The organism is Edaphosphingomonas fennica (genome assembly GCF_003034225.1).
GTDB lineage: Bacteria > Pseudomonadota > Alphaproteobacteria > Sphingomonadales > Sphingomonadaceae > Sphingomonas_E > Sphingomonas_E fennica.
Genome location: NZ_PHHF01000008.1, coordinates 42300 through 68539 on the forward strand (window position 1 = coordinate 42300; position 26240 = coordinate 68539).

Annotated in this window: 30 protein-coding genes and 1 pseudogene; 12 read left to right on the forward strand and 19 right to left on the reverse strand. The window is 69.9% G+C overall.

The window, feature by feature from the left end; translation table 11 throughout:
- Nucleotides 1–90: 90 nt before the first annotated feature.
- From CV103_RS01970 to CV103_RS02025, 12 genes are read right to left on the reverse strand one after another with little or no spacing between them, the layout of a single operon-like run.
- Nucleotides 91–369, reverse strand: coding sequence for a FliO/MopB family protein (locus CV103_RS01970; RefSeq protein WP_211314329.1), 279 nt, complete (start codon nt 367–369; stop codon nt 91–93).
- Entirely contained in the window at nt 366–683 is a 318-nt protein-coding gene (gene fliN, locus CV103_RS01975) for a flagellar motor switch protein FliN (RefSeq protein WP_015457919.1), read from the reverse strand. The genes CV103_RS01970 and fliN overlap by 4 nt, the downstream gene beginning before the upstream one ends.
- Entirely contained in the window at nt 680–1669 is a 990-nt protein-coding gene (locus CV103_RS01980) for a flagellar motor switch protein FliM (protein WP_015457920.1), read from the reverse strand. The genes fliN and CV103_RS01980 overlap by 4 nt, the downstream gene beginning before the upstream one ends.
- A 4-nt stretch (nt 1670–1673) precedes the next feature.
- On the reverse strand, nt 1674–2258 hold the full coding sequence (locus CV103_RS01985) for a flagellar basal body-associated FliL family protein (protein WP_015457921.1): 585 nt from the start codon (nt 2256–2258) through the stop codon (nt 1674–1676).
- Between the two features lie 14 nt (nt 2259–2272).
- Nucleotides 2273–3853 (reverse strand): flagellar hook-length control protein FliK, encoded by a 1581-nt coding sequence (locus CV103_RS01990; RefSeq protein WP_146163366.1) that lies wholly within the window; start codon nt 3851–3853, stop codon nt 2273–2275.
- A complete protein-coding gene (locus CV103_RS01995; protein WP_015457923.1) occupies nt 3850–4278 on the reverse strand; it encodes a flagellar export protein FliJ in 429 nt (142 codons plus the stop codon). The genes CV103_RS01990 and CV103_RS01995 overlap by 4 nt, the downstream gene beginning before the upstream one ends.
- Nucleotides 4275–5597: a FliI/YscN family ATPase gene (locus tag CV103_RS02000; protein WP_236626894.1), complete on the reverse strand. Its 1323-nt coding sequence runs from the start codon at nt 5595–5597 to the stop codon at nt 4275–4277. Before CV103_RS02000 ends, CV103_RS01995 begins: the two co-directional genes overlap by 4 nt.
- A 5-nt stretch (nt 5598–5602) precedes the next feature.
- Nucleotides 5603–6250 (reverse strand): FliH/SctL family protein, encoded by a 648-nt coding sequence (locus CV103_RS02005; protein WP_041864819.1) that lies wholly within the window; start codon nt 6248–6250, stop codon nt 5603–5605.
- Entirely contained in the window at nt 6243–7277 is a 1035-nt protein-coding gene (gene fliG, locus CV103_RS02010; protein ID WP_107393825.1) for a flagellar motor switch protein FliG, read from the reverse strand. Before fliG ends, CV103_RS02005 begins: the two co-directional genes overlap by 8 nt.
- Nucleotides 7270–9021, reverse strand: coding sequence for a flagellar basal-body MS-ring/collar protein FliF (gene fliF / locus CV103_RS02015; protein WP_107393826.1), 1752 nt, complete (start codon nt 9019–9021; stop codon nt 7270–7272). Before fliF ends, fliG begins: the two co-directional genes overlap by 8 nt.
- Nucleotides 9022–9024: 3 nt before the next feature.
- Nucleotides 9025–9384 carry a flagellar hook-basal body complex protein FliE gene (fliE, locus tag CV103_RS02020; protein ID WP_107393827.1) on the reverse strand — a complete coding sequence of 120 codons (360 nt, stop codon included), beginning with the start codon at nt 9382–9384 and terminating at the stop codon, nt 9025–9027.
- 11 nt (nt 9385–9395) lie between these two features.
- A complete protein-coding gene (locus tag CV103_RS02025; protein WP_107393828.1) occupies nt 9396–10652 on the reverse strand; it encodes a sigma-54 interaction domain-containing protein in 1257 nt (418 codons plus the stop codon).
- A 290-nt stretch (nt 10653–10942) separates the two neighbouring features.
- Here CV103_RS02025 and CV103_RS02030 point away from each other — a divergent pair, with 290 nt between their 5' ends.
- Together CV103_RS02030 and CV103_RS02035 are read left to right on the forward strand one after the other, a co-directional pair.
- Nucleotides 10943–11761 carry a flagellin N-terminal helical domain-containing protein gene (locus CV103_RS02030; RefSeq protein WP_015457930.1) on the forward strand — a complete coding sequence of 273 codons (819 nt, stop codon included), beginning with the start codon at nt 10943–10945 and terminating at the stop codon, nt 11759–11761.
- A 103-nt stretch (nt 11762–11864) separates the two neighbouring features.
- On the forward strand, nt 11865–12512 hold the full coding sequence (locus tag CV103_RS02035; protein ID WP_146163367.1) for a hypothetical protein: 648 nt from the start codon (nt 11865–11867) through the stop codon (nt 12510–12512).
- On the opposite strand, the gene CV103_RS02040 is transcribed toward CV103_RS02035, so the two are convergent.
- The 7 genes from CV103_RS02040 to CV103_RS02070 all read right to left on the reverse strand — a co-directional run bounded on the left by CV103_RS02040 (nt 12460) and on the right by CV103_RS02070 (nt 18002).
- Entirely contained in the window at nt 12460–13188 is a 729-nt protein-coding gene (locus CV103_RS02040; RefSeq protein ID WP_015457932.1) for a FliA/WhiG family RNA polymerase sigma factor, read from the reverse strand. The genes CV103_RS02035 and CV103_RS02040 overlap by 53 nt on opposite strands.
- A gap of 45 nt (nt 13189–13233) precedes the next feature.
- The gene (gene flhA / locus CV103_RS02045) at nt 13234–15357 is read right to left on the reverse strand and encodes a flagellar biosynthesis protein FlhA (RefSeq protein WP_015457933.1); all 2124 of its coding nucleotides are present in this window, start codon (nt 15355–15357) and stop codon (nt 13234–13236) included.
- A gap of 246 nt (nt 15358–15603) precedes the next feature.
- Complete coding sequence (locus CV103_RS02050; RefSeq protein ID WP_107393830.1) at nt 15604–15921, reverse strand: hypothetical protein; 318 nt, start codon at nt 15919–15921, stop codon at nt 15604–15606.
- Between the two features lie 5 nt (nt 15922–15926).
- Nucleotides 15927–16208 (reverse strand): flagellar biosynthesis anti-sigma factor FlgM, encoded by a 282-nt coding sequence (flgM, locus tag CV103_RS02055; protein ID WP_107393831.1) that lies wholly within the window; start codon nt 16206–16208, stop codon nt 15927–15929.
- A 67-nt stretch (nt 16209–16275) separates the two neighbouring features.
- A complete protein-coding gene (locus CV103_RS02060; protein ID WP_245896611.1) occupies nt 16276–16806 on the reverse strand; it encodes a flagella basal body P-ring formation protein FlgA in 531 nt (176 codons plus the stop codon).
- Between the two features lie 48 nt (nt 16807–16854).
- Nucleotides 16855–17340: a flagellar motor protein MotB gene (locus CV103_RS02065; RefSeq protein ID WP_107393832.1), complete on the reverse strand. Its 486-nt coding sequence runs from the start codon at nt 17338–17340 to the stop codon at nt 16855–16857.
- Nucleotides 17337–18002 (reverse strand): MotA/TolQ/ExbB proton channel family protein, encoded by a 666-nt coding sequence (locus CV103_RS02070; protein ID WP_107393833.1) that lies wholly within the window; start codon nt 18000–18002, stop codon nt 17337–17339. Before CV103_RS02070 ends, CV103_RS02065 begins: the two co-directional genes overlap by 4 nt.
- Nucleotides 18003–18256: 254 nt before the next feature.
- Here CV103_RS02070 and flgB point away from each other — a divergent pair, with 254 nt between their 5' ends.
- The 10 genes and pseudogenes from flgB to flgK all read left to right on the forward strand — a co-directional run bounded on the left by flgB (nt 18257) and on the right by flgK (nt 26228).
- Nucleotides 18257–18625, forward strand: coding sequence for a flagellar basal body rod protein FlgB (gene flgB, locus CV103_RS02075; protein WP_070934502.1), 369 nt, complete (start codon nt 18257–18259; stop codon nt 18623–18625).
- 2 nt (nt 18626–18627) lie between these two features.
- Nucleotides 18628–19032 (forward strand): flagellar basal body rod protein FlgC, encoded by a 405-nt coding sequence (gene flgC / locus CV103_RS02080; protein WP_413818428.1) that lies wholly within the window; start codon nt 18628–18630, stop codon nt 19030–19032.
- A complete protein-coding gene (locus tag CV103_RS02085) occupies nt 19029–19700 on the forward strand; it encodes a flagellar hook assembly protein FlgD (protein WP_107393834.1) in 672 nt (223 codons plus the stop codon). The genes flgC and CV103_RS02085 overlap by 4 nt, the downstream gene beginning before the upstream one ends.
- 36 nt (nt 19701–19736) lie before the next feature.
- Nucleotides 19737–21044: a flagellar hook protein FlgE gene (locus CV103_RS02090; protein ID WP_015457942.1), complete on the forward strand. Its 1308-nt coding sequence runs from the start codon at nt 19737–19739 to the stop codon at nt 21042–21044.
- Nucleotides 21045–21076: 32 nt separating this feature from the next.
- Nucleotides 21077–21838: a flagellar basal body rod protein FlgF gene (locus tag CV103_RS02095; RefSeq protein WP_015457943.1), complete on the forward strand. Its 762-nt coding sequence runs from the start codon at nt 21077–21079 to the stop codon at nt 21836–21838.
- 27 nt (nt 21839–21865) lie between these two features.
- A pseudogene (flgG, locus tag CV103_RS02105) lies at nt 21866–22757 on the forward strand (flagellar basal-body rod protein FlgG).
- 4 nt (nt 22758–22761) lie between these two features.
- Nucleotides 22762–23433 (forward strand): flagellar basal body L-ring protein FlgH, encoded by a 672-nt coding sequence (locus CV103_RS02110; protein WP_015457945.1) that lies wholly within the window; start codon nt 22762–22764, stop codon nt 23431–23433.
- A gap of 10 nt (nt 23434–23443) precedes the next feature.
- The gene (locus CV103_RS02115) at nt 23444–24541 is read left to right on the forward strand and encodes a flagellar basal body P-ring protein FlgI (RefSeq protein ID WP_107393835.1); all 1098 of its coding nucleotides are present in this window, start codon (nt 23444–23446) and stop codon (nt 24539–24541) included.
- Nucleotides 24538–24882 carry a rod-binding protein gene (locus CV103_RS02120; RefSeq protein ID WP_015457947.1) on the forward strand — a complete coding sequence of 115 codons (345 nt, stop codon included), beginning with the start codon at nt 24538–24540 and terminating at the stop codon, nt 24880–24882. The genes CV103_RS02115 and CV103_RS02120 overlap by 4 nt, the downstream gene beginning before the upstream one ends.
- Nucleotides 24879–26228 carry a flagellar hook-associated protein FlgK gene (gene flgK, locus CV103_RS02125; RefSeq protein WP_107393836.1) on the forward strand — a complete coding sequence of 450 codons (1350 nt, stop codon included), beginning with the start codon at nt 24879–24881 and terminating at the stop codon, nt 26226–26228. Before CV103_RS02120 ends, flgK begins: the two co-directional genes overlap by 4 nt.
- The last annotated feature ends 12 nt before the right edge of the window (nt 26229–26240 follow it).

The window sequence follows — 26240 nt, forward strand, 5'->3', positions numbered from 1 at the left end:
CATCCACCCCTCCACGAGAGCGACGGCGCCTGTGGCACGGTGGACCCTGAAACAGGTTCAGGGTGACAAGGGAGGGAGGAACGCCCCGCCTCAGCCCTCACGGCCCGACCCCGCCGGCTGGTCGCTTTCGGCGAGCAGGTCCATGCGGCCGCGCGACACGCCGACCAGATAGCGCTTGCCATCGAATTCGACGACCGCGAGGCGGCCCATCGTGCCCATCGGCACGGCATCCACCACCTTCACGGCGCGGTCGCGCGGGCCGATCGTCATGCCGGGCTGGAAGCGGCGCCACAGCCAGAGGGTGGCGAAGGCCATGCCCGCCACCAGCGGCAGCAGCACCAGCAGGCGCAGGATATAGGCGGTCATCATGCCCGGCGTTCGATCCCCGCCAGCCGCGCGTCGGCGGCGACGACATCGACGATGCGGATGCCGAAGCGGCCGTTCACCGTCACCACCTCGCCCTTGGCCACCAGCGTGCCGTTGACGAGGATGTCGAGCAGTTCGTTGGCCTGCCGGTCCAGCTCCACCACGCTGCCCTCGGCAATGTCGAGAAGCTCGCTCAGCTTCAGCGACGTCGATCCCACCTCCACCGAAAGCCTGAGCGGGATATCCGCCAGCAGCCGGAGGTTGCGGCCGGCAAGCGGATCGGCCGCGGCGGGCACGGTCTCGCTGGTCTCGCTCATTTCATAGTCCCCTGTTCGACATGCTCGACCATCAAGGCCGCCCTGCCTTCCTGTTCCCCGATCGTCCCATAAGCGAGCCTGCGGTTCGCCACAATCAGCGGCACCTTGGGCGCCAGCGTGATCGGGATCACGTCACCCGGCTTCAGCGCCATCAGTTCCGCCACGGTCAGTTCCGGCTGGGCGAGCACGCTGCGCACCGGCAGGCGCACATGGGTGAGCGCGCGGGCCAGGCGGCCGCGCCATTCGCCGTCCACCGGGCCGGGATCGGCATGCACCTTGGCGGCGAGCTGGCTTTCATAGGGGCGGAGCGACCCCAGCGGATAGACGATCGCCACCACGGAGGAGCGGCCGGTGCCGGGCGTCACGATGAAGCGCTGCACCACCACCGGCTCGTCCGCGCGCACCAGGCTGGCATAAGCGGCGTTGGTTTCGCGCGAGACGAAGGACGGCAGGAAGGAGCCGACATCGGACCAGACGCTGGCCACGCCTTCCATGATCCCGTCGGTCAGCCGGCCGAGCAGCCGTTCCTCGGTGGGCGTGAATTCGCGCGCGCGGTGCTTCACCGCCACGCCGCTGCCGCCGTAGAAGGCATCGACCATCGCGGTCACGAATTCCGGCTCGATCACCGCCAGCACGCCGCCCTTCAGCGGGCGAAGGCGATAGAGGCTGATGCTGCTGAAGCTCGGCAGCTCGGCCCGCCAGCGATCGAACAGCATGGTCTGGTGATGCTCGGCCGCCACCTGCACCTTGGTGCCGGCGAAAGGCTCGATCACCGAGCGCAGGTGCCGCGCCAGCCGCTCGGCCATGCGGGCCAGGCCCGAAAGCCTGTCGGCGGAGGCATAGCCGTCCTGCCCGAACGTATAGGGGCGGACGACCGAATCCCGCACGGCGCCGTTGCCGCCGCCGGCATCGTCGACCTCCGTCAGCTCCGCCATCAACGCGCCCAGCGCGTCGTCGCCCAGCAGGGATTTGCCGTCATCCGTCATGACGTCACTGGATGATGAAATTGGTGAAATACACGTCGTCCACGCCCCCGAAGCCCTCTTTCTGGACAAGCACTTCGTTTATGGCGTTCTTCAGGGATTTTTGAAGCTGCTTCTTTCCGGCCGGCGTCGAAATCACGAAGCTGTCCTGATCGGCCAGCGTCATCAGCACGGCGGACCGGATCGCCATCTCATGCGCCTTCACCCGATCGATCACGCGCTGGTCGTAATAAGTGGAGATGCCCAGCGACACCTGCATGAAGCCATCGGAATCGCGCAGGTTGGACGTGAAATTCTGAGCGAGATCATAATAGCTCGCCTTGTAGCGGCCGGGATCGAGCGCTTCCTCGATCGCGCGCGGCTTCTTGCCGCCGGCATGCGCGGTCTGGTCCGCGCCCTCGCGGGGGACGAGCCTGGGCTGGTTGGGGTCCTCCGGCTCCGCCTTGTGGCCGCCGGCCAGCCCCGCGCCCGCCGCATAGAGGCCGGCGCCGACGCCGCCGCCCACCAGCAGCAATGCGCCCAGCCCGCCCATCAGGATGATCTTCAGCTTGCCCTTCCGGGGCGCCGGCGCCGGCTTCTTTTCCTCGCTCACTGTTCCAATTCCCGTCATGCGTAGCGTTCATGGGCGGCATCCCGCCCTTCGGTTCGATCCCATGGCAGGCCGCGCGCCGTGGAGGGCGCGGCTTCGGCCTGCTGGGCCTGCCTCTGCTGCCAGGCCGGCTGCTGCTGGGGCTGGCCGTCGCCGGCCTGCCGCTGGCCGCTGCCCTGCTGGCCCAGGTCGACATGGGTTTCGGCGATCTTCATGCCGTGGCTGCGGGCCTCGGCGACCAGCCGCCCCTGCGCATCGGCCAGCGCGGTGCGCGCCGCCTCGGTCTCCGCCGTCAACCGCACCGAAGCGCCGTCGTCCCCGCGCGTCAGCTCGACATGCAGCGAGCCCAGATGCTCGGGATTCAACCGGAATTGCAGCCGGGTGCCGCCGTCGCCCGCCGCGACGATATCGCGGGCAAGCTGATCGAGCCAGGCGCTGTCCCGCGCGAGATCGAGATGCCGGGCGACCACCACCGCGCCGCCATCCACCAGCCCGAAAGCGGCCGGGGCGGCCGTTGCGGGAGCCGGGGAAACGGCGGGTGCGATCCGGGGGTCCGCCGGCGGCAAGGGGGTGACGCTATCGACCGGCGAGGTTGCGGATGGAGCCACGGCGTCGCGCTTCTCCGCCGCGGGTGCGGCGATGGGCGGCTCGGCCGGAACATCGGTTGCCGTTTCGGGCCGTGACGATGGGACAAGCGTCGGCGGCGGCATCCGCGCCACTGAAGCCATGGCGTCACGCGGCAGCGCCGGTGCCGGCGTTTCCGCCACATCGCCAGCGGGCGAGGCGGCGGCCGTCGCTTCGGGCGCATCGTCCGGCACCGGCAGATCGGCGAAGGCCGTTGCTGGCACCGCGACCTTCTCCTGCACGACCGGCCCGGCCTCCGGCGCATCGGGGCCGGCGACCGGGGGCTGCACTCGCGGCGTCGCCGCGCGCGCGACCGTTTCCATCGGAGGCGCAGCGGGCGACGATGCGGCCGGCGCCGGTGGCGCGAGCGCCGCGATCGGCAGCGCCGCCGGCTGGGCCACCTGCTCCGCTTTTGTGGCCGGGACGGGAGCGGCATCGGCCCCGTCATCGTCCCCCTCGGCGTCCGGCTCGCTTTCGGGCCCGGCCTCCGTGTCCTTGGCCACGCGCAGGACCGGCATCGCCGTGGCCGGCCGGCCGGCCGCGAGGCGGACGGCCAGGGGCGGCGGTGCGTCCATCGCGCTTTGCGGCTGATCGATGCCGACGGGGGCCGGAACGGCGGCCTGCGTCATGCCGTCGCCATCGACCGATACGCCCTCCCCCACGGGGAGCATCGTCGGCGGGAAAACCGGCTTGCCGCCGATGACGGCCCCCGCAGGACCGCCACGGCCCGGCGCCAGCATCGGCAACGCCTCCAGCAGGGCGGCGTCCGCATCCTCGCCCGGCGGGGCCATATCACCCCCGGCAGGCGCCACCGGCATCGCGCCCCCTACGGGCACGGCGGTGACGGCGCCGGGGGTGATCGCCCACACGCTCGCGATCAGCGCGTCGAACATGTCGGAAGGCGCGGTCCCCCCGGGCCGCCCCCCTGCAATCGCGGCCGGCTGCGCCACAGCCGGCATCGCCGCGCCGATCATGCGACGCCTCCTTCACCCAGGCGCGACCGGGGCCGGGAGGCGACCGCCTGCCGCTTTTCCCGCCAGGCTTCCAGCGCCACCGCCGCCTTATCCGCCAGCCGCTGCGCGCTTTCGCTGCGGATGCGCGCCTCGAGCCGCTGGGCGGTGCACGTCTCCACGGTGGCGCGGGCGCCGACGATCGCGTCGGCCAGCCCCGCGCGGGCATTGTCCAGCCGCATCGCCATCTCGCCCGCATTGGCGAGCACCGCCGCGCTGAACCCGCCCGGCCCGAGGCCCAGGCTGTCGCGCAACTGGCCGAGCCGGTCCGCGCTGTCGGTAAGCGAGGCGAGCCGCCCCTCGGCCTGCGCCAGCCTAGCTTCGGCCGCAAGCTGCTGGATGGTCCGCGCGCGGACGATCCGCTCGCGCCGCCGCACCGCCGCCTTCATGCCCCGAACTCCGCGATCAGCCGGGCGACGGATTCGCCGCCGTCCACCCGTTCCTTCTGGCCTTGGGAGATGAAGGCGCGGATATCCGCCTGCCGCATCACCGCCTCGTCGATGCGCGGATCGCTGCCCTCGCGATAGGCGCCCATCAGGATCAGGTCGCGATTCTCCTCATAGGCCGCCCACAGCCGGCGGAGATTGGCGGCGGCGCGGAGATGATCCGGCTCGACCACGTCGGGCATCACCCGGCTCAGCGATTTGCCCACGTCGATGGCGGGGAACACGCCCTGCTCGGCCAGGCTGCGGGAAAGGATGATATGCCCGTCGACGATGGCGCGCGCGGTATCGACGACCGGATCGTCGGTATCGTCGCCATCGGCCAGCACGGTATAGATGGCCGTGATCGATCCGCCGGTGCGGGCGTCGGCGCCGGCACGTTCGATGAGGCGGGGGATGAGGCCAAGCGCGGAGGGCGGATAACCCTTCATCGTCGGCGGCTCGCCCAGTGAAAGGCCGATCTCGCGCTGGGCATGGGCCACGCGCGTCAGGCTGTCGATCAGCAGCAGCACGCGCAGGCCCGCCTCGCGGAAGAATTCCGCGATCGCGGTCGCCCGCATCGCCGCGCGCAGGCGCAGGAGCGGCGGATGATCCGCCGGCACCGCCACCACCACGCTCTTCTGCCGCACGGCGCCGGATAGCTTGGTGGCGAGGAAATCGGAAACTTCGCGGCTGCGCTCGCCCACCAGCCCCACCACGATCACGTCGCATTCGGCGCCGGCGATCATCTGGCCCATCAGCACCGATTTGCCGACGCCCGATCCGGCGGCGATGGCGATGCGCTGGCCGACGCCGGCGGTAAGCAGCGCGTTGATCGCGCGCACGCCCATGTCGAACGGCTCGGTCACGCGCGCGCGGTTGAGCGGATTGCCCGGACGCCCGGCCAGCGGCCAGCGATGGGCGGCTGCGATCGGCCCCAGCCCGTCCAGCGGCTCGCCCAGCGCATCGACCACGCGGCCCAGCAGCTCCGCGCCCACCGCCACCGATCCGCCCCGACTGTCCGGCTCCACGCGCGCGCCGGTGATGTGCGGGGCATCGCTGTCCAATGCCATCATCAGCGTGCGGTTGCCGCGAAAGCCCACCACCTCGGCCCGGCAGGCATTGCCTTCCGCATCGATCACGCGCGCGCCCGATCCGATCGGCTGGTGGAATCCGGTCGCCTCCAGCATCAGTCCGTCATAGGCGGCCAGCCGGCCGATCCGGCGCGGCCCGCCTTGCGCGATATCGATGGTATCGAGCAGCGCCGCCGCGCGGCCCGCGAGCATCCCCGTCATCGCGGCACGCCCATCTTGTCGAGCGCGGCGCTGAGCTTTTCCAGCCCCGCCTCGGGCCCGTCCTCGATCCAGCCCTCGCCGGTTTCCACCAGCACCGTGCCCGGCGCCAGCGTGGCATCGGCGATCAGCTCCACCGGCAGATCGGCATCGGCCAGGCGGGCATGGTCCTCGGGACAGAGCCGCATCCGCGCGGGGCGCGATTCCTCGGCGATCAGCGCGGCGGCGGCATTGGCGCGCGCCAGCACGGCGGCGCTGTCGATCGCCACCTCGCCCACGATCTGCCGCACCAGCCGTTCCACCGTCTCGGCCAGCAGCAGGCCCAGCTCGTGATGCGGCTCGGGCCGCAGCGCCTGCAGGCTTTCGGCCAGCCGGATCAGCGCGGCGCGATCCTCGGCAATCTCGATCTCCGCCGTCCGCCGCCCCTCGGCAAAGCCCTGGGCGAAGGCATCCGCCTCCAGCGCGGCCGTATCGATCGCGGGTTCCGGCTCCGCGTCGTTGGAGGGGCAGACCATCCGGTCCGCCACGAAGGGCGTGGGCGTGGCGACCGCCGCCCACGGCGTGAACACGGCCAGCGCGGGATCGCGGGTGACGGTGCCCAGCCGGGCGGCGGCGATGCCGGTGGCGGCGCTCCACATGTCAGACATAGTCGCCGTCCTTGCCGCCGAGGTTGATGGTGCCGGCGTCGGCAAGCTGGCGGGCGATGGCCAGCATCTCCTTCTGCGCGTCCTGCACCTCCGTCAGCCGCATCGGGCCGCGCTCGATCATCTCGTCCATGATCGACTGGGCGGCGCGGCTGGACATACAGCCCAGCATCTTGCCGCGCAGCTTCTCCTCCGCGCCCTTCAGCGCCACGACCAGGATGGAATTGTCCACCGCGCGCAGCAGCGTGCCCATATTCTTCTCATCGAGCGCGCCGAGATTGTCGAACACGAACATCTCGTCCTCGATCGTGCGGGCCAGCGTGCGATCCAGCTTGTTGAGCGAGCGGATGATGCGCTGCTCGGCGGTGGTGCGGGTATTGTTGACGATCTTCGCCGCCTCGCTCGTCCCGCCGCGCCGCGACGTGGCGCCGCCGCGCATGGTATGGCCGAGCTGGCGGAGCAGCACGCGCTCCAGATCCTCCAGCGCCTCCGACGTCACCGGCCCCAGCTTGGCGATGCGGTAGATGAGGTCGGTCTGCGCCTCCTCGTCCACCAGCTGCAGCACGTCGGCGGCGATCGGCGGGTCGAGATGCGCCAGCACCAGCGCCGCGATCTGCGGATGCTCGTTCTCGATCAGCGCGGCGATGGTGCGCGGGTCCATCCACTTCAGCGCGTCCAGCGTATTGGTGCGGGTCGGCGGGGTGATCCGGGCCATGATGTTGTCGGCGCGGTCGCTGCCCAGCGCGCGCTCCATCATCCCCCGGATATGCCGGTCCGCGCCGAAGCCGATGGTGGTGCGGGCGCGGGCGCGGCGGACGAACAGGTCGAGCACGCCGTTCACCTGCCCCTCGCTGACATCGGCCACGCCGAACATCGCACCGCCCAGCATCTGCACCTCGTCCGGCTCCAGCCGGGCCAGCACGTCGGCGGCCTCCTCCTCGGAAAGCAGCATCAGCAGGATGGCGGCGGCCTCGCAGCCGGCGGGCATGCGCTCGCCCGCCTCGCGGGTCAGCGTTTCGACTTCAGCCATTGCGGGCATCTCCCGAAGGGTTGTCGGCACGGATCAGGTCGCGCACCACCAGCGCGGCGCGGGCGGGGTCCTGCCGCACGAAGCCGCGGATCAGCTCGGCGCGCTCGGCATAGCCCGGCGTCGCCTCGATCATGTCCAGCGTCACGGTGCGATTGGGATCGATGCGGCTTTCATCGGCGATGGTGGCGGCGATCTCGCGCCCCACCAGCGCGCGCTGCGCCTCGCGGGCGGCCGCTTCCTCCTTGGCGCGCTGCGCGGCGGCGGCGATGCGGCGCTTCAGCAGCGGGCGGGCGATGCCGAACACCAGCAGGGCGGCGATCATCAGCGCGGAAAGGTTGCGCGCGGCCAGCCCCACCCAGGGCGCATCCCACCATTTGGCGCCCACCGCCTCCACATCGGTATCGGCGAACTTGCGGCTGTTGACGGCGATAGTGTCGCCGCGCTGCTGATCAAAGCCGACGGCGCCCTTCACCAGATCCTCGATCTGCACCAGCTCGGCACGGGGCCGGGCCTTGCCGTTCACGTCGCGCAGCGCGACCGCCACGGAAAGCCGGCGCACCGTGCCCACCGGATTGCGCGTCACCGAAACCTCGCGGCCGAGCTCGAAGGTGCGGTTGTAATTCTCGGTCGTGCGGCTCTGGGCAGCCGTGGCGCCAGTGTTGGGCGCGCCGGGCACCGGCGGCGTCATGGCGCCGTTCGGCTGGGCGGCCACCTGGCTCGCCGGTGGGGGCGTGTTGGCGATGGCGCCGGGAACGCCGCCCACCGCGTCGGGGCCGTCCGGCCCGCCTTCCTTGGTCCATCCGCCCTGTTCGGCGCGGACGGTGGCGAGATCCTTGGGATAGCTTTCGCGCGTGGCCTGCACCTCGGCGAAATCCAGGTCGGCATGCACCTCGGCGGTATAGTTGCCGGGGCCGACGATCGGGATCAGCAGCTTGTCCAGCGCCTCGCGATAGCGGCTTTCCATCTTCGCCTGGATGTCGATCTGGCGCTCGCTCGCGTCGGTCGCGGCGTCGCCGCCCCCGCCGGACAGCAGCTTGCCGGACTGGTCGACGATCGACACGCCCTCCGCGCTCAGCCCCGGCACCGAGGAAGCGACGAGATGGGCGATCGCCTTCACCTGCGCATCGCCCAGCGACCGGCCGGGCTGGAGCTGGAGCATCACCGACGCCGCCGTCTGCCGGCTCTCACGCAGGAACACGCTGGGCTGCTCGACGGCCAGGTGCACGCGGGCGGCGGCCACGGCGTCGATCTGCTCGATGGTGCGGGCCAGATCCAGCTCGCGCGCACCGCGCAGCCGCTCCCCCTCCACCGCCCGGCTGGCGCCCATCGGCAGCGCGCTGATCATCGCATCGCCGTCCGGCGCGCTCTTGGGCAGGCCGGCCTGCGCCAGCAGCATCCGGGCGCGGTAGAAATCCCCGTCCGAAACGGTGAGCGTGCCGGTATCGCGATCGATATGATAATCCACGCCCGCCGATTTCAGCGCATCGGCCACCGCCGCCTTGTCGCCATCGGCGAGGCCGCGGAACAGATCGCGCTGCGGCGCCTGCGAAAAGGCCATCCAGGCAAGCGCGGCGAGGCCCAGCATCGCGACCAGGCCGATCATCGGCAGGCTGCGCTGCACGGCCGGCTGCTCCATCATGCCCTTCAGCCGATCGAGCATGGGCCCCATGGGCGGGCGCCCGGCGGCGGGGATGGCGAGCGCGCGTCCCGGCGCGGCATCGTTGGAAACTGCTATGTCTGCCATGGCTTATACCGGCATGCTCATAATGTCCTTGTATGCGGCAAGGAGCTTGTTGCGGACCTGAAGGGTGGCCTGGAAACCAAGGTTGGCCTGTTCACGCTGAAGCATCACCGCGGCGATATCGGTCGTCTCGCCGCGTTCGTAGGATTCGGAGGCGGCGCCCGCTTTCGCCTGCAGCTCGTTGACGGCGGAAAGCGCGTCGCCGAACGCCTTGGTGAAGTTGGCCGGCGCCTGCGGCCCGGCAGCCCCGGGCCCCGCGATCGGGGCCTGTTCGGCCGGCTTCTGCGCCGCCTTCTGGAGCGCGGCATTCTGCTGGAGGATGGCGCTCCGCATCTGGAGCAGGCTGGAGCTGTCTATCCTGGTCATCGCCTAGCCCCTCAGGCCGCCGCACGCATGTCGGCGAGGCGGTAGCGCAGCGTGCGCTCGCTGATCCCCAGCCGTTCGGCCGCGCGCAGGCGGTGGCCGCCGGTCGCCGCCAGCGCCTCCTCGATCGCGCGGGCCTGGAGCGCGCGGGCGATATCGGCGAACCTGCGCTGCGGCCGGACTTCCGGCGCCTCGGGCATCGCGGCGGGCGCCATCACCGGGGCCATCGCCTCGATGCTCAGGTCTCCGGCATCGATCCGATCGCCGTCCCGCAGCAGCAGCGCGCGCTGGAGGACATTCTCCAGCTCCCGCACATTGCCGGGCCAGCCATGCGCCATCAGCCGGTCGAGCGCGGCGGCCGTGGGCCAGGCGAAGGCCTCGCCCGCCGGCATGTGCCGCACCAGCAGCGCCGCCGCGATCGCGCGGATATCCTGCCGGCGTTCGCCCAGCGGCTTCAGGTTGAGCGGCATCACGTTGAGCCGCCAGTAAAGATCGGCGCGGAACCGGCCCGCCGCCACCTCGGCGGCCAGATCGCGGTTGGCGGCGGCAACGATTCGCACATCCACCGTCACGCTGCGGGTCGCGCCCACCGGCAGCACCTCGCGCTCCTGCAGCGCGCGCAGCAGCTTGGCCTGGAGGGCGAGCGGCAGTTCCGCCACCTCGTCCAGCATCAGCGTGCCGCCCTCCGCCGCGCGGAACAGGCCCTCGCTCGCCGCGCCGGCGCCGGTGAAGCTGCCCTTCTGGTGGCCGAACAGCATGGCTTCCAGCATGGTTTCGGGCAACGCCGCGCAATTGACCGCGACGAACGGCTTGTCCGCGCGTGGGCTGATCGCATGGATATAACGGGCGACGCCTTCCTTGCCGGTGCCGGTCTCGCCCAGCACCAGCACCGTCGCATCCGATCGCGCGACCTTGGTGGCGAGCGCCAGGAACTTCGCGCTTTCCGGCTCGCCGCAGGCGGGCCGGGCGGCGGGACGGACCAGCTCGGCGATCAGCGCGTTGCCGAACGCCATGTCGGCGAAGCCGAAGCGCAGCCGCGCCGGCAGGCCGTCCGCCGCCGGGTGATAGAAAGGCGCGCCGTCCGCGAATTCCACGATCAGGTCGCGATGGGTGGCGGCGGCGGTTTCGGAAATGTCGAGGATGCGGATCTCGCCGCGTTCGCGCGGATCGGTGGCGGGGACGATCGCGGCGTCGAAGCCGATCCCCCTCAACCACCCCGCGAGCGTGGGGTTGGCGTCCGCCGCCCCTTCGCTCAATCCGATCATCCGCATCACAGCCCCCACCGTGCCGGCCACCGATCCGGTGGCGCCTCGAGGTAGGAAAATATTGCCGGGTTGGTTACGATCGTCTTAATTTTATTAAATGGCTTTGTCGGCCCGTCCGCGCCTCTACGCAGGCCCGCGCACGCGCGTAGGACGTTTCCTTGGAAAACGGGCCGAGCCTCCGAAAAAAATTTGCGGGCGCCGCCCCTAAAGCTCCCCGAAACCCCACCGTTACCCCGATCGTGGCTGGCACGGACGAGACCGGACAGCCTGACTTATCGAGCGGGAAAGGAACGACCGTGACCGTCATCAACACCAATATCAGCGCTCTCCGGGCTCAGAACGGATCGCGCGTCGCCAACAGCTCCCTGCAGACGGCGATGGAGCGCCTGTCGACCGGCAAGCGCATCAACAGCGCCAAGGACGACGCCGCCGGCCTCGCCATCGCTTCGACCATGACCTCGCAGATTCGCGGCATGACCCAGGCGGTCCGCAACGCGAACGACGGCATCTCCATGGCGCAGACCGCCGAAGGCGCTCTGGACGAAGTGAGCAACATGCTGCAGCGCATCCGCGAGCTGGCAGTGCAGGCGTCGAGCGGCACCTATTCGGACAGCGACAAGGGCAACCTGCAGGCCGAAGTGAAGGAACTGCAGAGCCAGATCAGCGACATCCTCACCAAGACCGACTTCAACGGCGTCAAGCTGTTCGACGGTTCGGCCGGCGCGGATGCGGACGGCAAGGTCGACATCCAGGTCGGCGCCAATGCCGGCGACACGGTGACGCTCGACTTCGCCGAACTCGACCTGAGCGACGCCACCAGCATCGACGTCAGCGATCTTCAGGATACCGATCTGGCGACGCTCACCTCCGCCATCTCGACGGTGGCGACCACGCGCGCCACGCTCGGCGCCTCGCAGAGCCGCCTGCAATCGACCGTCAACAACCTGACCGCGAACCTCACCAACCTTTCCGATGCGCGCTCGCGGATCGAGGATGCGGATTTCTCGGCGGAAACGACCAACCTCGCCAAGGCGCAGGTGCTGGCCCAGGCTTCCACCGCGATGCTCGCCCAGGCCAACCAGAGCAGCCAGAACGTGCTGACCCTGCTGCGCTAAGCGAAAGGGACTTCCGGGAGGAGGAAACGGGGCTCCGGCGCACACCCCACGCGCCGGGGCCCTTCCCTATTTTCAGCCACCCATGGTCGGGACGGAAACGGGCATGAACAAGCGGACCGATGGCAAGGCGTTCGATCCGGCGACGGCGGTGGAATTCACCGCCCCGATCAATGCCGATGCCGCCGATGCAGATATCGTCGCCAATGCGCCGGCGACCGGGCCGGAACCCGCAACCCCGGAAGCCGCCGGCCCGGCGACGGCCGGCCGTCGCCGGCTTTCCGGGCTGAAGGCCGCCCTGCCCTACGGCATCGCGGCGCTCGCCACCTTCGCCAGCCTCGTCGCCACGATCGGCCTCGTCATCGCCAGCCGCAATGCCGCCGAAGCGGGGCAGCGCATCGCAGCGCTGGAACGCGCGGTGGACGGGCTTTCCACCACCCCTCTCCCCATTGCCGAACGGGCGGCGCCGCTTCATCCGGCATTGCCGCCCACCGCCGCAGACATGCCGGCCGACGAAGCCGGCGCCCCCGCCACGGCGGCGCAAATGCGCGCCGCGCTGGACGATTTCCGCCGCGATCTGGTGCGTTATCAGGCGCTGGGCAGCAATGCCGCATGGGTGGATGCGATCCGCGATGCCCAGGCGGAGCTGGCCAACCGGATCAACAGCATCGCCGAGAAGGTCGACCGGATCGACCGGCGGATCAACGGTGGTCGGCCAGCCTTGCCCGCAGCCGATCGAGCGCGGCCTTCTTGATCTGGCAGACGCGCGCGGCGCCCACGCCCAGCGTCAGCCCGATCTCGTCCAGGTTCATCTCCTCGACAAAATAAAGCTGCAGCACCAGCGCCTCACGCTCGGGCAGCTCGGCGATATGGCCGGCCAGCAGGTCGCGCAGCTCATCCCGCTCCAGCGTCTGGTCCACGCGCTCCTCGATGTCGGCGAACCACATCGACTGGTCGGAATAGACCTCATCCAGCGATTCCTGCCGCACCGCCGCCGTGCTGTCCGCCGCCTCGCGATAGTCGGCGGCGCTCAGCCCCATGGCATCGGCCATCTCGGCATCGGTCGCGGGCCGGCCCAGCGCCTGCTCCAGCCGGGCGCGCACGCGGGCGATCTCCCGCCTGCGGCTCATCGCCGAACGGCAGATATTGGCGTGGCGGCGCAGATGATCGATCATCGCCCCGCGGATGCGCGTCGTGGCATAAGTGGAAAAAGCGAAACCGCGATCCTCGAAATTGTTGGCCGCCTCGACCAGCGCGACCATGCCGATCTGCACCAGATCCTCGATGTCGATGGCGTTCGACACCCGGCCATGAACGTGCCAGGCGATGCGGCGCACCAGCGGCATATGTTCCCGCGCCAGATCGCCGGGGCGCGCCCGCGCGGGGCGGCGCTGGTAGGTCTGGCTGATGGCGGCGTTGGCGAAGGCCATGGTTTCAACCCTTCAGGTGATTTCGCGGGGACGAGCCGGCGCGCATCAGCGCACGAGCTCGCGCTCGGCCGGAACGGCGGGATTGCCGCCGCCGACCACGGCAACGACCTCCACGGCCTTGCCGTCGGGAATTTCGAGGAAGGACAGCACCGGCACCTCGGCCAGATGCGGTTTCAGAAGGCGCGCCAGCGGCCGGCGCGCCAGCGGCGAGGTGACGATGGCGAACTGGCGGGCCTCCGCCATCAGCGGCTGGGCCGCCTCGCCCACCGCCGTCACCACCCGGTTGGCAAGGCCGGGCTCGAAGGGATGGGTGGCGTTGGGCCCGGCGCGCACCGCCTGGGCGAGCAGCGCCTCCAGCCCGCCGTCCAGCGTCACCACCGGCAGCGGCATGCGCATCGGCACCAGCGTCTGCACGATGATCGGCCCGATGCGACGGCGCACCGCCTCCAGCATCTGCGCCGGGTCCGCCTCCTCGCGCGCGGCCTCCACCATCGCCTCGGCGATGCGGCGGAAATCCTTGAGCGGCACGCCCTCGGCCAGCAGGCCCCGGCAGAGGCCGGCCACCTGCGCCAGCGTCAGCGGCTGGGGCGTCAGGCCCTGGGCGAGCTGCGGCGCCACCTCCTTCAGCGCGTCGAGCAGCTTCTGCGCCTCGTCCATGCCGAACAGGTCGGCGGCGGCATTGGCGATGATCTGGTTGAGGTGGGTCGCGATCACGGTGGCCGGATCGACCACGGTATAGCCGGCGACCACGGCCTCGGTGCGCTTGGCCGGCGGAATCCACACCGCCTCCAGCCCGAAGCTCGGATCGCGGACCTCGCGGCCCTCCACCCGGCTTTCCAGCGCGCCGCTGTCCAGCGCCAGCAGGTCCTCGGGCCAGCACTGGTCCTCGCCCATGATGACGCCGGCCACGGTGATGCGGTAGGCGTTGGGCTCCAGCGAAAGATTGTCGCGCACCCGCACCATCGGCACCACGAAGCCCAGCTCGCGGCTGAGCTGGCGGCGGATGCCGGTGATCCGCGCCATCAGCGGCGCGCCCTTGCGCTCGTCCACCATCGCGATCAGGCCGTAGCCGATCTCCAGCCCCAGGGCGGCACCGTCCGAAACCTCGTCCCAGCCGATCGTGGACGGCAGCGGCTCGGCAGCGGCGGCGGCCACCGCTTCCTCCTCGGCACGGCGCGCGGCTTCCCGCGCCGGGGCCTTGCGGAGCTGCCACGCCACCGCGCCCGCCACGGCGGCGGCGGAAAGAATCACGACATGCGGCATGCCCGGCATCACGCCCAGCAGGAACAGAATGGCCGCGACCGGCGTCCAGGCGCGGGCCGATCCGAACTGGCTGGTGATCTGGCCGGAAAGATCGAAGGGCGACGACACCCGCGTGACGATGGCCGCCGCCGCGATCGACAGCAGCAGCGCGGGGATCTGCGCCACCAGCGCATCGCCGATCGCCAGCATCACATAGGTCTGCGCCGCCTCCGCCATCGACAGGCCGTGGCTCATCACGCCCAGGATCAGGCCGCCCAATATGTTGATGACGAGGATCAGCACGCCGGCGACGGCATCGCCCTTCACGAACTTGGAGGCGCCGTCCATCGATCCGTAGAAATCGGCCTCGGTCGCCACCTCGACGCGGCGGGCCTTGGCCTCGTCCGGCGTCAGCAGCCCGGCGTTCAGATCGGCGTCGATCGCCATCTGCTTGCCGGGCAGCGCATCCAGGGTGAAGCGGGCGGAGACTTCGGACACGCGGCCCGCGCCCTTGGTGATCACCACCAGGTTGATGATCATCAGGATCGCGAACACGAAGATGCCGACGGCCCAGTCGCCGCCGATCAGGAAATGGCCGAACGCCTCGATCACATGGCCGGCGGCGTCGGGGCCTTCATGCCCGTCCACCAACACCACGCGGGTGGAGGCGACGTTCAGCGACAGGCGCAGCAGCGTGGCGAAGAGCAGCACGGTGGGGAAGGAGGAGAAATCGAGCGGCTTGGCCGCGTTCAGCGCCACCATCAGCACGGCCAGGCTGATCATGATGTTGGTGATGAAGCCCACGTCCAGCACCAGCGACGGCACCGGCACGATCATCAGCCCCACCAGCATCAGCGTGGCAAAGGGCAGGATCGCGCCCTTGCCCGCATTCGCCCAGATCGTCTTGTTCAAAGCGTTGGTGGCCATGCTTCTTCCCGCTTATGTGCGGGTGAATTTAAGCAAAAGCCGTGCCAATTTGGGGCGATGACTTCCACTGAAGAAAGCGGCTGGGGGCGGGCTCCGCCGAGGCACCCGACGGTTCTTGCAAGGATCAGCTCGGCCACGCCCGAGGTCGATATCATGTGAACCGCCGCATGAGGCGGGGTTAGCTGGGCACGCTCCTCGCCTACCCACCCCCAAGAGGAGGACTATCGGCAGTCGGCCTCTTGCCGCTCAGATCCGGCCCTGCCGGCCGTAGGCGATGGGCGCGGCGACATTGGCGCCGATGGTGGCCAGCTTTTCCAGCCGGCGGCGGGCGGCGTCGCCATAATAAGCGCAGCGCAGGCGCGCGGCCTCGACGTCCGCCAGCGCATCCCGGATGCGGGCCTTGAGCTCGGGCGTGTCGCGCCAGCCGCCCGCCCCGCCGACGGCGGCGGTGGCCGCCTGGAAACCGGCGGCGGCCGACTCGATCGCGGCGATGTCGTTGCGGTCAAGCGCCACCGCCAGCGCGCGGCCGGCTTCGGCAAGGCGATCGACCAGGGCGATGCTCATCCGGGTCAGCCGCGCGGGGGCAGATCGAGCGCGATCATCCGGGCGGCGATCGCCTTCACCTCCAGCGCATAGGCGCCGTTGGCGATGGCCGCGCGGATTTCCTGCACGCGGGCATGATCGATGGGGGCGCCGGCGGCCGCCAGCGCGCTTGCCGGGTTGGTCGCGGCAGCGGCGGCTTCCTCGGTGGGAGCCGTTGCCGGAACGGCGGCCACCTTATCGCTCTTCGCGCCGGAAACCCGGCCGGTTTCGATCCTTCCCGTCGCTTTTGGTCCGATGCCGTCGATCATCTTTCCATCCCTCGGGTGCACATTCTACGGTCCAATATCCGCTTTTAACGGCACGCCGGAAAATTCTTTAAATGCCCGGCACGCGCACGAGGCCGATATCGACGACCTCGACGATGATCGGCCGGGATTTCGCGCCCGCGCGCACGCGGATCCGTTCCCCCGGCGCGCCATCCTGATCGGCGATCATCTGGCTGGAAACGCTGAAGCCGGGCTGGCCGGCGCGTATCTCCACGGGGTCGCCGCGCCGGATCACCGGATCGGCCCTGGCTGGTCGCGGGGCGGATGCCATCGCGGCCTGCTGCATCTGCGCGCCGCCCGCCAGCAACGGCACCCGCACCCGCCAGCCGATCTCCGCGCAGCGCAGCACCACCGCGCCCGCGAAGGGAGGCTCGATCGCCACCGGCGCCGGACAGGCAGCCAGCTTCATCCGCCGGTCGATGGGGGCCGCCGGGCCGCCCGGCTGGCCGATATCGGCGCCCAGCGCGATCGCCAGCCGCCGTTCCAGCGCGGCGAGATCCTGGAACGGCCCGGCCTGCGCCGTCGCCACGGCCGGAAGAGCCGCGATCAGGATGGCGGGGATGGGGAACATGCGTCGCATCGGCTGAAATCCTTTCATTCCGCCGATAAACAGCAAGAAACGCGCCAATCACCGCGCGCCATCGATCCGCACCGTGATGGCCTGCCCCGCCGCGGCCGTGCCGGACGTGGCCGGAATGGCGATCGCGATCGCCTGCTCGTCCAGCCCGCCGGCCCGGATTCCGCGCGCGATCGCCGCCGTCCGCGCCGCCGCCAGCTCCCACCGGTCGAGCCGGGCATTGCCCCCGCCCTGCCCCTCGCTCACGATCCGCACCCGGCGGCCTTTCGCCCGCGCCTCGGCGCCGATCGCGCGCAGCCGCTCGGCCGCCGCCGCCGTCAGCACCGCCTCGTCGCGCTCGAACAGGCCGGCGGCCGCGAAGCGCAGGTCGCGCGCCGCCTCCCCCGCCGCGGCGGCCGTGCCGAAGGCCGATCGCAGCCCGGCCGCCAGCCCGTCCGTCCGGCCGTTCTGGGCCTGGAGGAGGATGAAGAAGCCAAGCAACAACAGGCACAGATCGGCGAAGCTCACCGCCCAGCGCGGTGCGCGCGCGGCCTTCATGAAACCGCCCTCAGCACCGGCCGCACCGGCACCAGCTCCGCCCGCGCCAGCATGGCGAAGCGATCGAGCACGCGCGCCTGCCAGGCGATCTCGCCGTCCGAAAGCCGCTCCAGCCGCGCGGCGATCGGCCCGGCGATCACATTGGCCAGGATGATGCCGTAAAGCGTGGTCAGCAGCGCCAGCGCCATCGGCGGGCCGATCTTCGCCGCGTCGTCCATCTGCGCGAACATGCCGATCAGCCCGGCGATGGTGCCGATCATCCCCATGGCGGGCGCGGCATCGGCCAGCGCGTTCCAGAAGGCGGCGGCGGCGGCATGGCGGCGGCGGCGGCCGGCAATCTCGGCCTCCGCCCACAGGGCGAACTCCTCGGCCGTGGCGGCATTGGCGAGATGGAGCACCGCGCGCCGCAGGAAAGGTCCGGCCGTCTCCACCCGATCGGCGCAGGCGATGCCGCGCGCATCCGCCACCGCCGCCACCTGGTTCGCCGCCCGCATCGCGGCCGTGGCATCCTTCTCCAGATCGCCGCGCAGCAGCGGGCGCAGCGCGGCGAAGGCGCGCCCGCCATCGGCCAGCCCCGATCGCGCGAACGCGATCGCCAGCGCGCCGCCCAGCACGATCAGCAGGGAAAGCGGGTCGAGGAAGCGGCCGATCTGTTCGAGCATTGCCATGGGCCACCGGTTCCATCCGCCCGGCCGCGCCTGGGATTCCCGCAGGCTTGCCGGCCGACCGGCAAAAAATTGCCGCCCCCGGCAAAAAATTGCCGGTCGCGTGCCGCCTTGTCGCATGGAACCGCGGAAACAGGGGCTTTCCCCCGTCTGGCACGGCCCTTGCTGCTTGTCGGCCCGCCAGGAAGGCATCGTGCCGACATGCTCGGTAACGGCCGCCCTCCGGTTCATTTTAGAGGAAAAATTTCGTGATGGTCGGCTCAGGCGGAAAATCCGGCGAAAGCCTGTTCGGGGTCCACGGCGACGCGCTGGCGCTCAGAAGCCAGCGGCTGGCGCTGCTCGCGTCCAACATCGCGAACGCATCGACCCCCGGATACAAGGCCCGCGACCTCGATTTCACCAAGGCGCTGGACATGGCGCAGGCCGGCACGCGCGCCGATGCCGCGGCCGCCGGCGCCATGGGCTATCGCGTGCCGCTCCAGCCCTCGCAGGACGGCAACACGGTGGAGCTTTCCACCGAGCAAACGATCTTCGCGGAGAATGCGGTCCAGTATCGCACCACCCTCTCCTTCCTCAACGGCCGCATCAACACGCTGATGACGGCGATCAAGGGCGAATGACGATGGCGGACCCGCTCTCGGTATTCGACATCGCCGGCCGGGCGATGTCCGCGCAGATGATGCGCCTCAACACCACGGCCTCCAACCTCGCCAATGCGGGTTCGGTCTCGGGCAGCAAGGAAGGTGCCTTCAAGGCGCTCCGGCCCGTGTTCATGCCCGTCACCGACCGGCCCGGCGTCGCGACCGTCAAGGTAGGCTCCATCCTCACCTCCACCAGCGAGGCGGTGAAGAAGCATTCGCCCGATCATCCGCTGGCGGATGCGAACGGCGACGTATGGGAAGCCAATGTCGATAGCGCGGCCGAGATGGTCGACATGCTGGAAACCGCCCGCGCCTACCAGAACAACGTCCAGGTCTTGCAGACGGCAAAGACCCTCACCCTCGATACGCTGAGGCTCGGCAAATGACCTCGATCACCGGACAATCCTATCTCGACTCGCTGGGCAGCAAGTCGAACCCCAACGGCTCGGCGCCGAACGGCACGCTCGACCAGTCGAGCTTCCTCACGCTGATGACGGCGCAGCTGAAGGCGCAGGATCCGTTCAACCCGATGGACAACACCCAGATGGTCGCCCAGATGGCGCAATTCTCGCAGGTGTCCGGCATCGCGGAGATGAACCAGAGCCTGAAGGCGATGGCGTCCGACCTCGCCACCGCGCGGGTCGGCAACGTCGCCGGCTGGATCGGGCGGGCAGCGCTCGTCTCCTCGGCCACCGCCACCCCGCTCGCCGACGGCAGCTATGCGTTCGAGGCGGAACTGCCGGAGGATGCCACCAACGTGCAGATCGACCTAGTCGATCCGACCGGCGCCGTCGTCCATTCCCAAAATCTCGGCGCGGAGAAGGCCGGATCGGTCGGCTATAGCTGGGACGGCAAGGATGCGGAGGGCAATGCCGTCAGCACCGGCCCGCTCAAGGTGATGGTGACGGCCTACGGCGCCAGCGGCCCGATGAAGCCCGTCATTTCAAGCTGGACGATGATCAACGGCGTCCAGTCGCCCGCCGCCGGCGGGGCAGCGCAGCTCATCACCTCGCTCGGCATCGTCAAGCCCGAAGAGGCGCTGCGCATCGCCTGATCCCGTCTTCCAGATTCCAGAACGGAGATAGCTCCCATGTCCTTCTATACCTCGCTTTCCGGCCTCAAGGCGGCGCAGACCGATCTTTCGGTCGTTTCGAACAACGTCGCCAATGTCGGCTCCACCGGCTTCAAGAAGAGCAAGGCCGAATTCGGCGACATCATCTCGGCCGCCCCGCTCCAGTCCTCCGCCATGGCGGGCCAGGGCACGCGGCTGCGCGCCATCACCCAGCAGTTCACCCAGGGCGGCTTCGAAACCTCGGATCGCGAGCTGGACCTCGCCATTTCCGGCCAGGGCTTCTTCGTCACCCGATCGGGCATCACCGGCGGGCAGGTCGCCTTCACCCGCAACGGCACCTTCTCGGTGGATAGCGACCGGTTCGTGACGGACAGCTCGGGCGCCTATCTGCAGGTGCTGCCGGTGGACAGCCGGGGATCGGTGACAGCCACCAGCCTGGATGCGACGCGCAACCTCCAGCTTCCGCTCACCTCCGGCCAGCCCAAGGCCACCAGCCTGCTCAAGATGGCCGTCACGCTGCCGGTCAGCGCCGATCTGCCGGCCAACCGCGTCTCCTACAGCGCGGATACGCCCTATGAGTTCAGCCGCTTCGATCCGAACAGCTACAATCAGAGCACGGCGACCACGGTTTACGACGCGGTCGGCAACGCCCTGCCCGCGACGCTCTATTTCGTCCGCAAGACGCTGCCGACCTCGGCCGATCCCAACAGCCAGTGGGAAGCGCGGCTGTTCGTCGGCGATCAGGAGATCAGCTCCGATCCCAACAACCCGACGCCGCCCGTGCCGCTCACCCTCACCTTCAACGATGCCGGGCAGATCCAGACGCCGCTCAACCAGGTGCAATATGCCGATGCCCAGCCGGTGGGCGCCATCGCGCCGCTTTCGATGAGCATCGATTTCGGCCTCACCACCAAGCAGGCGCAGGCGCCCTTCACCATCTCCTCGGTCAGCCAGGACGGCTTCGCCGCCGGCCAGCTCGATGGCGTCACGGTCGGGCCGGACGGGCTCGTCACCGCCAGCTTCTCGAACGGCGAAACCCAGCCGCTCGGCAAGCTGATCCTCGCCACCTTCGCCAACCCGGCGGGCCTGCGCCAGATCGGCGACGCGAAATGGACGGTCTCGGGCGAATCCGGCGATCCGATCGTCGGCACCGCATCGGCGGACAGCTTCGGCACGATCCAGTCGGGCGCGCTCGAACGCTCCAACGTCGACATCACCGAGGAACTGGTCGCGCTCATCTCCGCGCAGCGCAATTTCCAGGCGAACGCCAAGGCCATCGAAACCGCGAACACGATGACCCAGGCGATCATCAACATGCGCAACTGATAACCGGCTGAAAGGGAAAGAGGCGCGCCGCCATGGACCGTCTGATCTACAGCTCGCTCTCGGCGATGCGTGGCGCGATGGCGCGCCAGGCGACGACCGCGAACAACCTGGCCAATGCCAACACCACCGGCTTCCGCGCCGAGATGGCATCGGTCCGGCCGCTGTGGATCCAGGCGGCCGGCGGTCGCAACGGCGGCCTCGAAACCCGCGCGGCCGCGTCGGAGGAGGTCGTCTCCGCCGATATGCGCGGCGGCGCCGTCACCGAAACGGGGCGCAACCTCGATATCGCGCTGGACGGCGATGCGCTGCTCGCCGTCCAGGCGCAGGATGGCGAGGAATCCTATACCCGCCGGGGCGATCTCGCGATCTCGCCGGGCGGGCTGCTCGTCACCGGCGATGGCGCGCCCGTGCTCGGGGAGACCGGGCCGATCACCATGCCGCCGGCCGACGACATCAGGATCGATGCGCAGGGCGTGATCTGGTATCGCGCGCAGGGCGCCGATCCGATCCAGCCGATGCAGCAGCTCGACCGGCTGAAGCTGGTGAGCCCCACGGGATCGCGCATCGCCAAGGGGCTGGACGGCCTGTTCCGGGTGGAAGGCGGCGGCGCGCTGCCATCCGATCCCGAAGCGCGCGTCACCGCCGGCAGCCTCGAAGGCTCCAACGTCAACGCCACCCAGGCGCTGGTCGACATGATCGACGCCAGCCGCGCCTGGGAAATGCAGATCAAGCTCGTCACCACCGCCAAGGAACTCGACAATTCCGGGGCGGATCTCATGCGCCTGCCCGATTGAGGCGAGGGGCCGAAAGGATAGCCGCTCATGACCAACGCCGCCCTCCATGTCGCCCGCACCGGGCTGGACGCGCAGAACCTCAGGATGCGCGTGATCGCGAACAACCTCGCGAACGTGAACACCACCGGCTTCAAGCGCGATCGCGCCAGCTTCGAAACGCTAGCCTATCAGGCGATCACCGCGCCGGGCGCGCCGTCCTCGCAGGACATGTGTGGACACCCCTTCGGTCAAGGCCTGATTTGATTCTGATGAACTCCGGCAGAGTGCTCACATGTGTCCGGCCTTGATTTCGCAGTTTGAACACTGCGAGGNTAAATATGCCACCGGCCTGTCGCTGGGATCGGGCGTGCAGGTGAAGGGCACCGCCAAGATCGACACGCAGGGCACGCTGCAGACGACGGGCGACGCGCTGGACATGGCGATCGAGGGCGCGGGTTTCTTCCAGGTGGAGATGCCGGACGGCCGCACCGCCTATACCCGCGCGGGCGACTTCAAGCTTTCCGGCGAAGGCACGATCGTCACCGACGATGGCATGCCGCTGATCCCGCAGGTGCAGGTGCCCGAAGGCACCCAGTCGATCACCATCGGCGCCGACGGCACCATATCGGCGCAGCTGCCCGGCCAATCGGATCTTCAGGAGCTGGGCCGGATCGAGCTCGCCCGCTTCACCAATCCGGCGGGGCTGGAATCGCTCGGCAACAATCTGATGGCCGAAACCCCCGCATCGGGTGCGCCGCAGGTCGGCACCGCCGGCCTCGATGGGCGCGGCTCGATCCGCCAGGGGTCGCTCGAAGCCTCCAACGTCAACGTCGTCGAGGAACTCGTCGACATGATCGAGACCCAGCGCGCCTACGAGGTCAATTCCAAGATGATCAAGGCGACGGACGAGATGCTGCAATATGTCAACCAGCAGTTCTGATCCGATGGCCCGGCGCATCCTCCTCGGCCTCGTCGCCGCCGCGCTCGTCGCCCAGCCGGCATCGGCCGGGCTGTTCGGCCGCAAGCAGCCCAAGGCGGATTACGCGCCGGTCTATGCCCCGCCCCCGCCGCCGCCGCCCGCCAACGGCGCGATCTTCCAGGCGGCGAACGGCTATGCCCCCCTCACCAGCGGCCAGCGCGCCGCGATGGTGGGCGACGTGCTGACGATCGTTCTGGTCGAACGCACCCAGGCGAGCAAGAGCGCCGCGTCCAGCACCGATCGCTCGGGCGATATCGGCCTCACGCCGCCGTCCACCGGCCCGCTCTCCTTCTTCAAGCCGTCGGACGTGGCGGCAAGCGGCGGCGCCAGCTTCGACGGCAAGGGCGCCGCCACCCAGTCCAACGCGCTTTCGGGCGAGATCAGTGTGACGATCGCGGCGGTCTATCCCAACGGCACTTATCTGGTGCGCGGGGAAAAGCTGCTGACGCTCAATCGCGGGGACGAGACGATCCGCATCTCCGGCCTCGTCCGCGCCGCGGACATCAGCGTGGACAATCGCGTGCTTTCCACCCGCGTCGCCGATGCCCGCATCGCCTATGCCGGCAAGGGCGATGTCGCGCGTGCCAGCAAGCCGGGCTGGCTCAGCCACTTCTTCTCCATCGTCAGCCCTTTCTGAGGATCACCGGATGCTCCGCCTCGTCCTCGCAGCCTTTACGGCCTTGATCCTCGCCGCCGCGCCCGCGCAAGCGGAGCGGATCAAGGATCTCGGCACCTTCCAGGGCGTCCGCCCCAACCAGCTCACCGGCTACGGAATCGTCGTCGGCCTCGCCGGCACGGGCGACGACAGCCTGGAATATGCGACGCAGGCGATGAAGGGCGTGGCCTCCCGCTTCGGCCTGAACCTGCCGGCCGGCATCAACCCGCAGCTCAAGAACGCCGCCGCCGTCATGATCACGGCGGAGCTGCCCGCCTTCGCCAAGCCCGGCCAGCGGCTGGACATCACCGTGTCCGCGCTGGGCAAGGCCAAGTCGCTGCGCGGCGGCACGCTGCTGATGGCCCCGCTCGCGGGCGCGGACGGGCAGGTCTATGCGATGGCGCAGGGCAATCTCGCCGTCGGCGGCCTCGGCATCGATGCGGCGGACGGATCGAAGCTCACCGTCAACATCCCGACTTCGGGCCGCATTCCGGGCGGTGCCACGGTGGAGCGCGCGGTCGATGCGGGCTTTGCCAACGCCCCCTACCTCACCTTCAACCTCGCCGAGGCCGATCTCACCACCGCCGGCCGGGTCGCCAACGCGGTGAACGGCGCGCTCGGCCCCGGCCGCGCCCGCGCGGTCGATGCCGTCACGATCGAGATCAGCGCCGCCGCCGGGGCCGAGGCGCGCACCGCCCTGATGGGCCAGATCGAAAACCTGCCCGTCGATCCGGCGGATGCGCCCGCCCGCGTCATCGTCAACGCCCGCACCGGCACCGTCGTCATCAACGGCGCGGTCCGCATCGCGCCGGCCGCCGTCAGCCATGGCAAGCTCACCGTGCGGGTGGACGAGGACCCGCGCGTCATCCAGCCGGCCCCCTTCTCGCGCGGGAGGACCGAAATCGAACCCTCCAGCACCATCGCCGTGGAGGAAGAACGCCGGCCGATGTTCGATTTCCGCCCCGGCGCCAGCCTGGCCGATATCGTGAAGTCGGTGAACGCCATCGGCGCCTCGCCCGCCGATCTCGTCGCCATCCTCGAAGCGCTGAAGCAGGCCGGCGCGATGAAGGCGGAGCTGATCGTGCTATGACGACGCCCCTCTCCTCCGGCCTGCCGCTCAGCCCCGCCATCGGCCTTGGCGGCAAGCAGGCCGATCAGGCCGCGCTCAAGGCCGCCGCCCGCCAGTTCGAGGCCGTGTTCCTCCGCCAGATGATCGGCGCAATGCGGCAGGCGAGCCTGGGCGACGACATATTGGGCTCCTCCGCCGGCGATCAGTTCCGCGACATGGCCGACGCGCGCACCGCCGATGCGATGGCGGAAAAGGGCGCGATCGGCATCGCCGACATGCTGATCGCCCAGTTCCAGCCCAAGGCCCCGGCATCAACGCTTCCTAAAGATTCGCCCGGCCCCGCCGTAGAGACTGGCAAATGAGCGATCTTCTCAGCATCGGCGCCTCGGGCATATCGGCCTACAAGACGGCCCTTTCCGCGATCAGCGACAATGTCGCCAATGCGGAGACGCCCGGCTTCACCCGGCGTTCGACCGCCCAGCGCGAACAGCTCACCGCCCTGCCGATGACGCCGGTCTATCGCGGCAACATGGTCTTTTCCGGCACGCAGATCACCGCGATCACCCGGGCCTATGACCAGTTCCGCGATCAGGAGGCCCGCGCCGCCAGCGCCGAGGCCGGCAGCGCGGAGGCCCGCGCCCGCTGGCTGCAGACGGCGGAAAACGCGCTGGATGATGGCGATGCCGGCATCGGCGCGCGGCTAACCGCCTTCTTCAACGCCGCCGATGCGCTCGCTTCCGATCCCGCCAACCCCATGCCCCGCCAGGCGCTACTGTCGGCGCTCGACGCCGCCGCCGGCGCCTTCCGCACCGCCGCCGGCGGGCTGGCCACCACCGCCACCGGCATCGCCAAGGAAGCGCAGGCCCATGTCGACGCGGTGAACGGCAGCCTCGCGGCGCTGGCCAAGGTCAACCTCGCGCTCATGCGTTCCGAACCCGGCACCGCCGCGCAGACGAGCCTGCTCGACGAACGCGACCGGCTGGTGGACGACATCTCCGGCCGGCTGGATATCGATGCCAGCTATGGGGCGGACGGCACCGCCACCCTCACGCTCGCCGGCAACAAAGCGGCCAAGCTGCTTTCCGGCGTCATGGCCAATCCCATCGCGGTGGCCCAGGCGGCCAACGGCACGCTCACCCTCTTCGCCTCGGTGGGGGACGGCACCCAGTCCGTCCCGCTGGCCGGCGGCGCGATCGGCGGGCTGATCGACGTCGCCGCCACCGTCGCCGATCGCCGCGCCAGCCTGGATGCGATCGCCACGGATTTCGCCGCCACGGTCAATGGCTGGTCGGCCGCCGGCCGCGATGCCGCCGGCAATCCCGGCCAGCCGCTGCTCGCCATCGGCGCCACCGGCGCGGCCTCGCTCGCCATCGCCACCACCGATCCCGCGGCCGTCGCCGCCGCATCGGCCGATGGCACGCCCAACGGCAACCTCATCGCCCTCCAGTCGCTGCGGAGCGGCGGGGCGGAGGATCGCATGGCGGCCCTCGTCGCCGGCCATGCCCAGGCCACCGCACAGGCGCTCACCCAGGCCGATGTCACTGCTACACGCAGGGATGCGGCGCTGATCGCACGGGCGGAGGTGACGGGAATCGATCTCGATCGCGAAGCAGCGGAGTTGATCCGCTTCCAGCAAGCCTATAATGGTTCCGCGCGGATAATTCAGGTCGCCCGCGAAACGCTACAAGCCATTCTGGATTTGTTCTGAGGCGACCCGCAC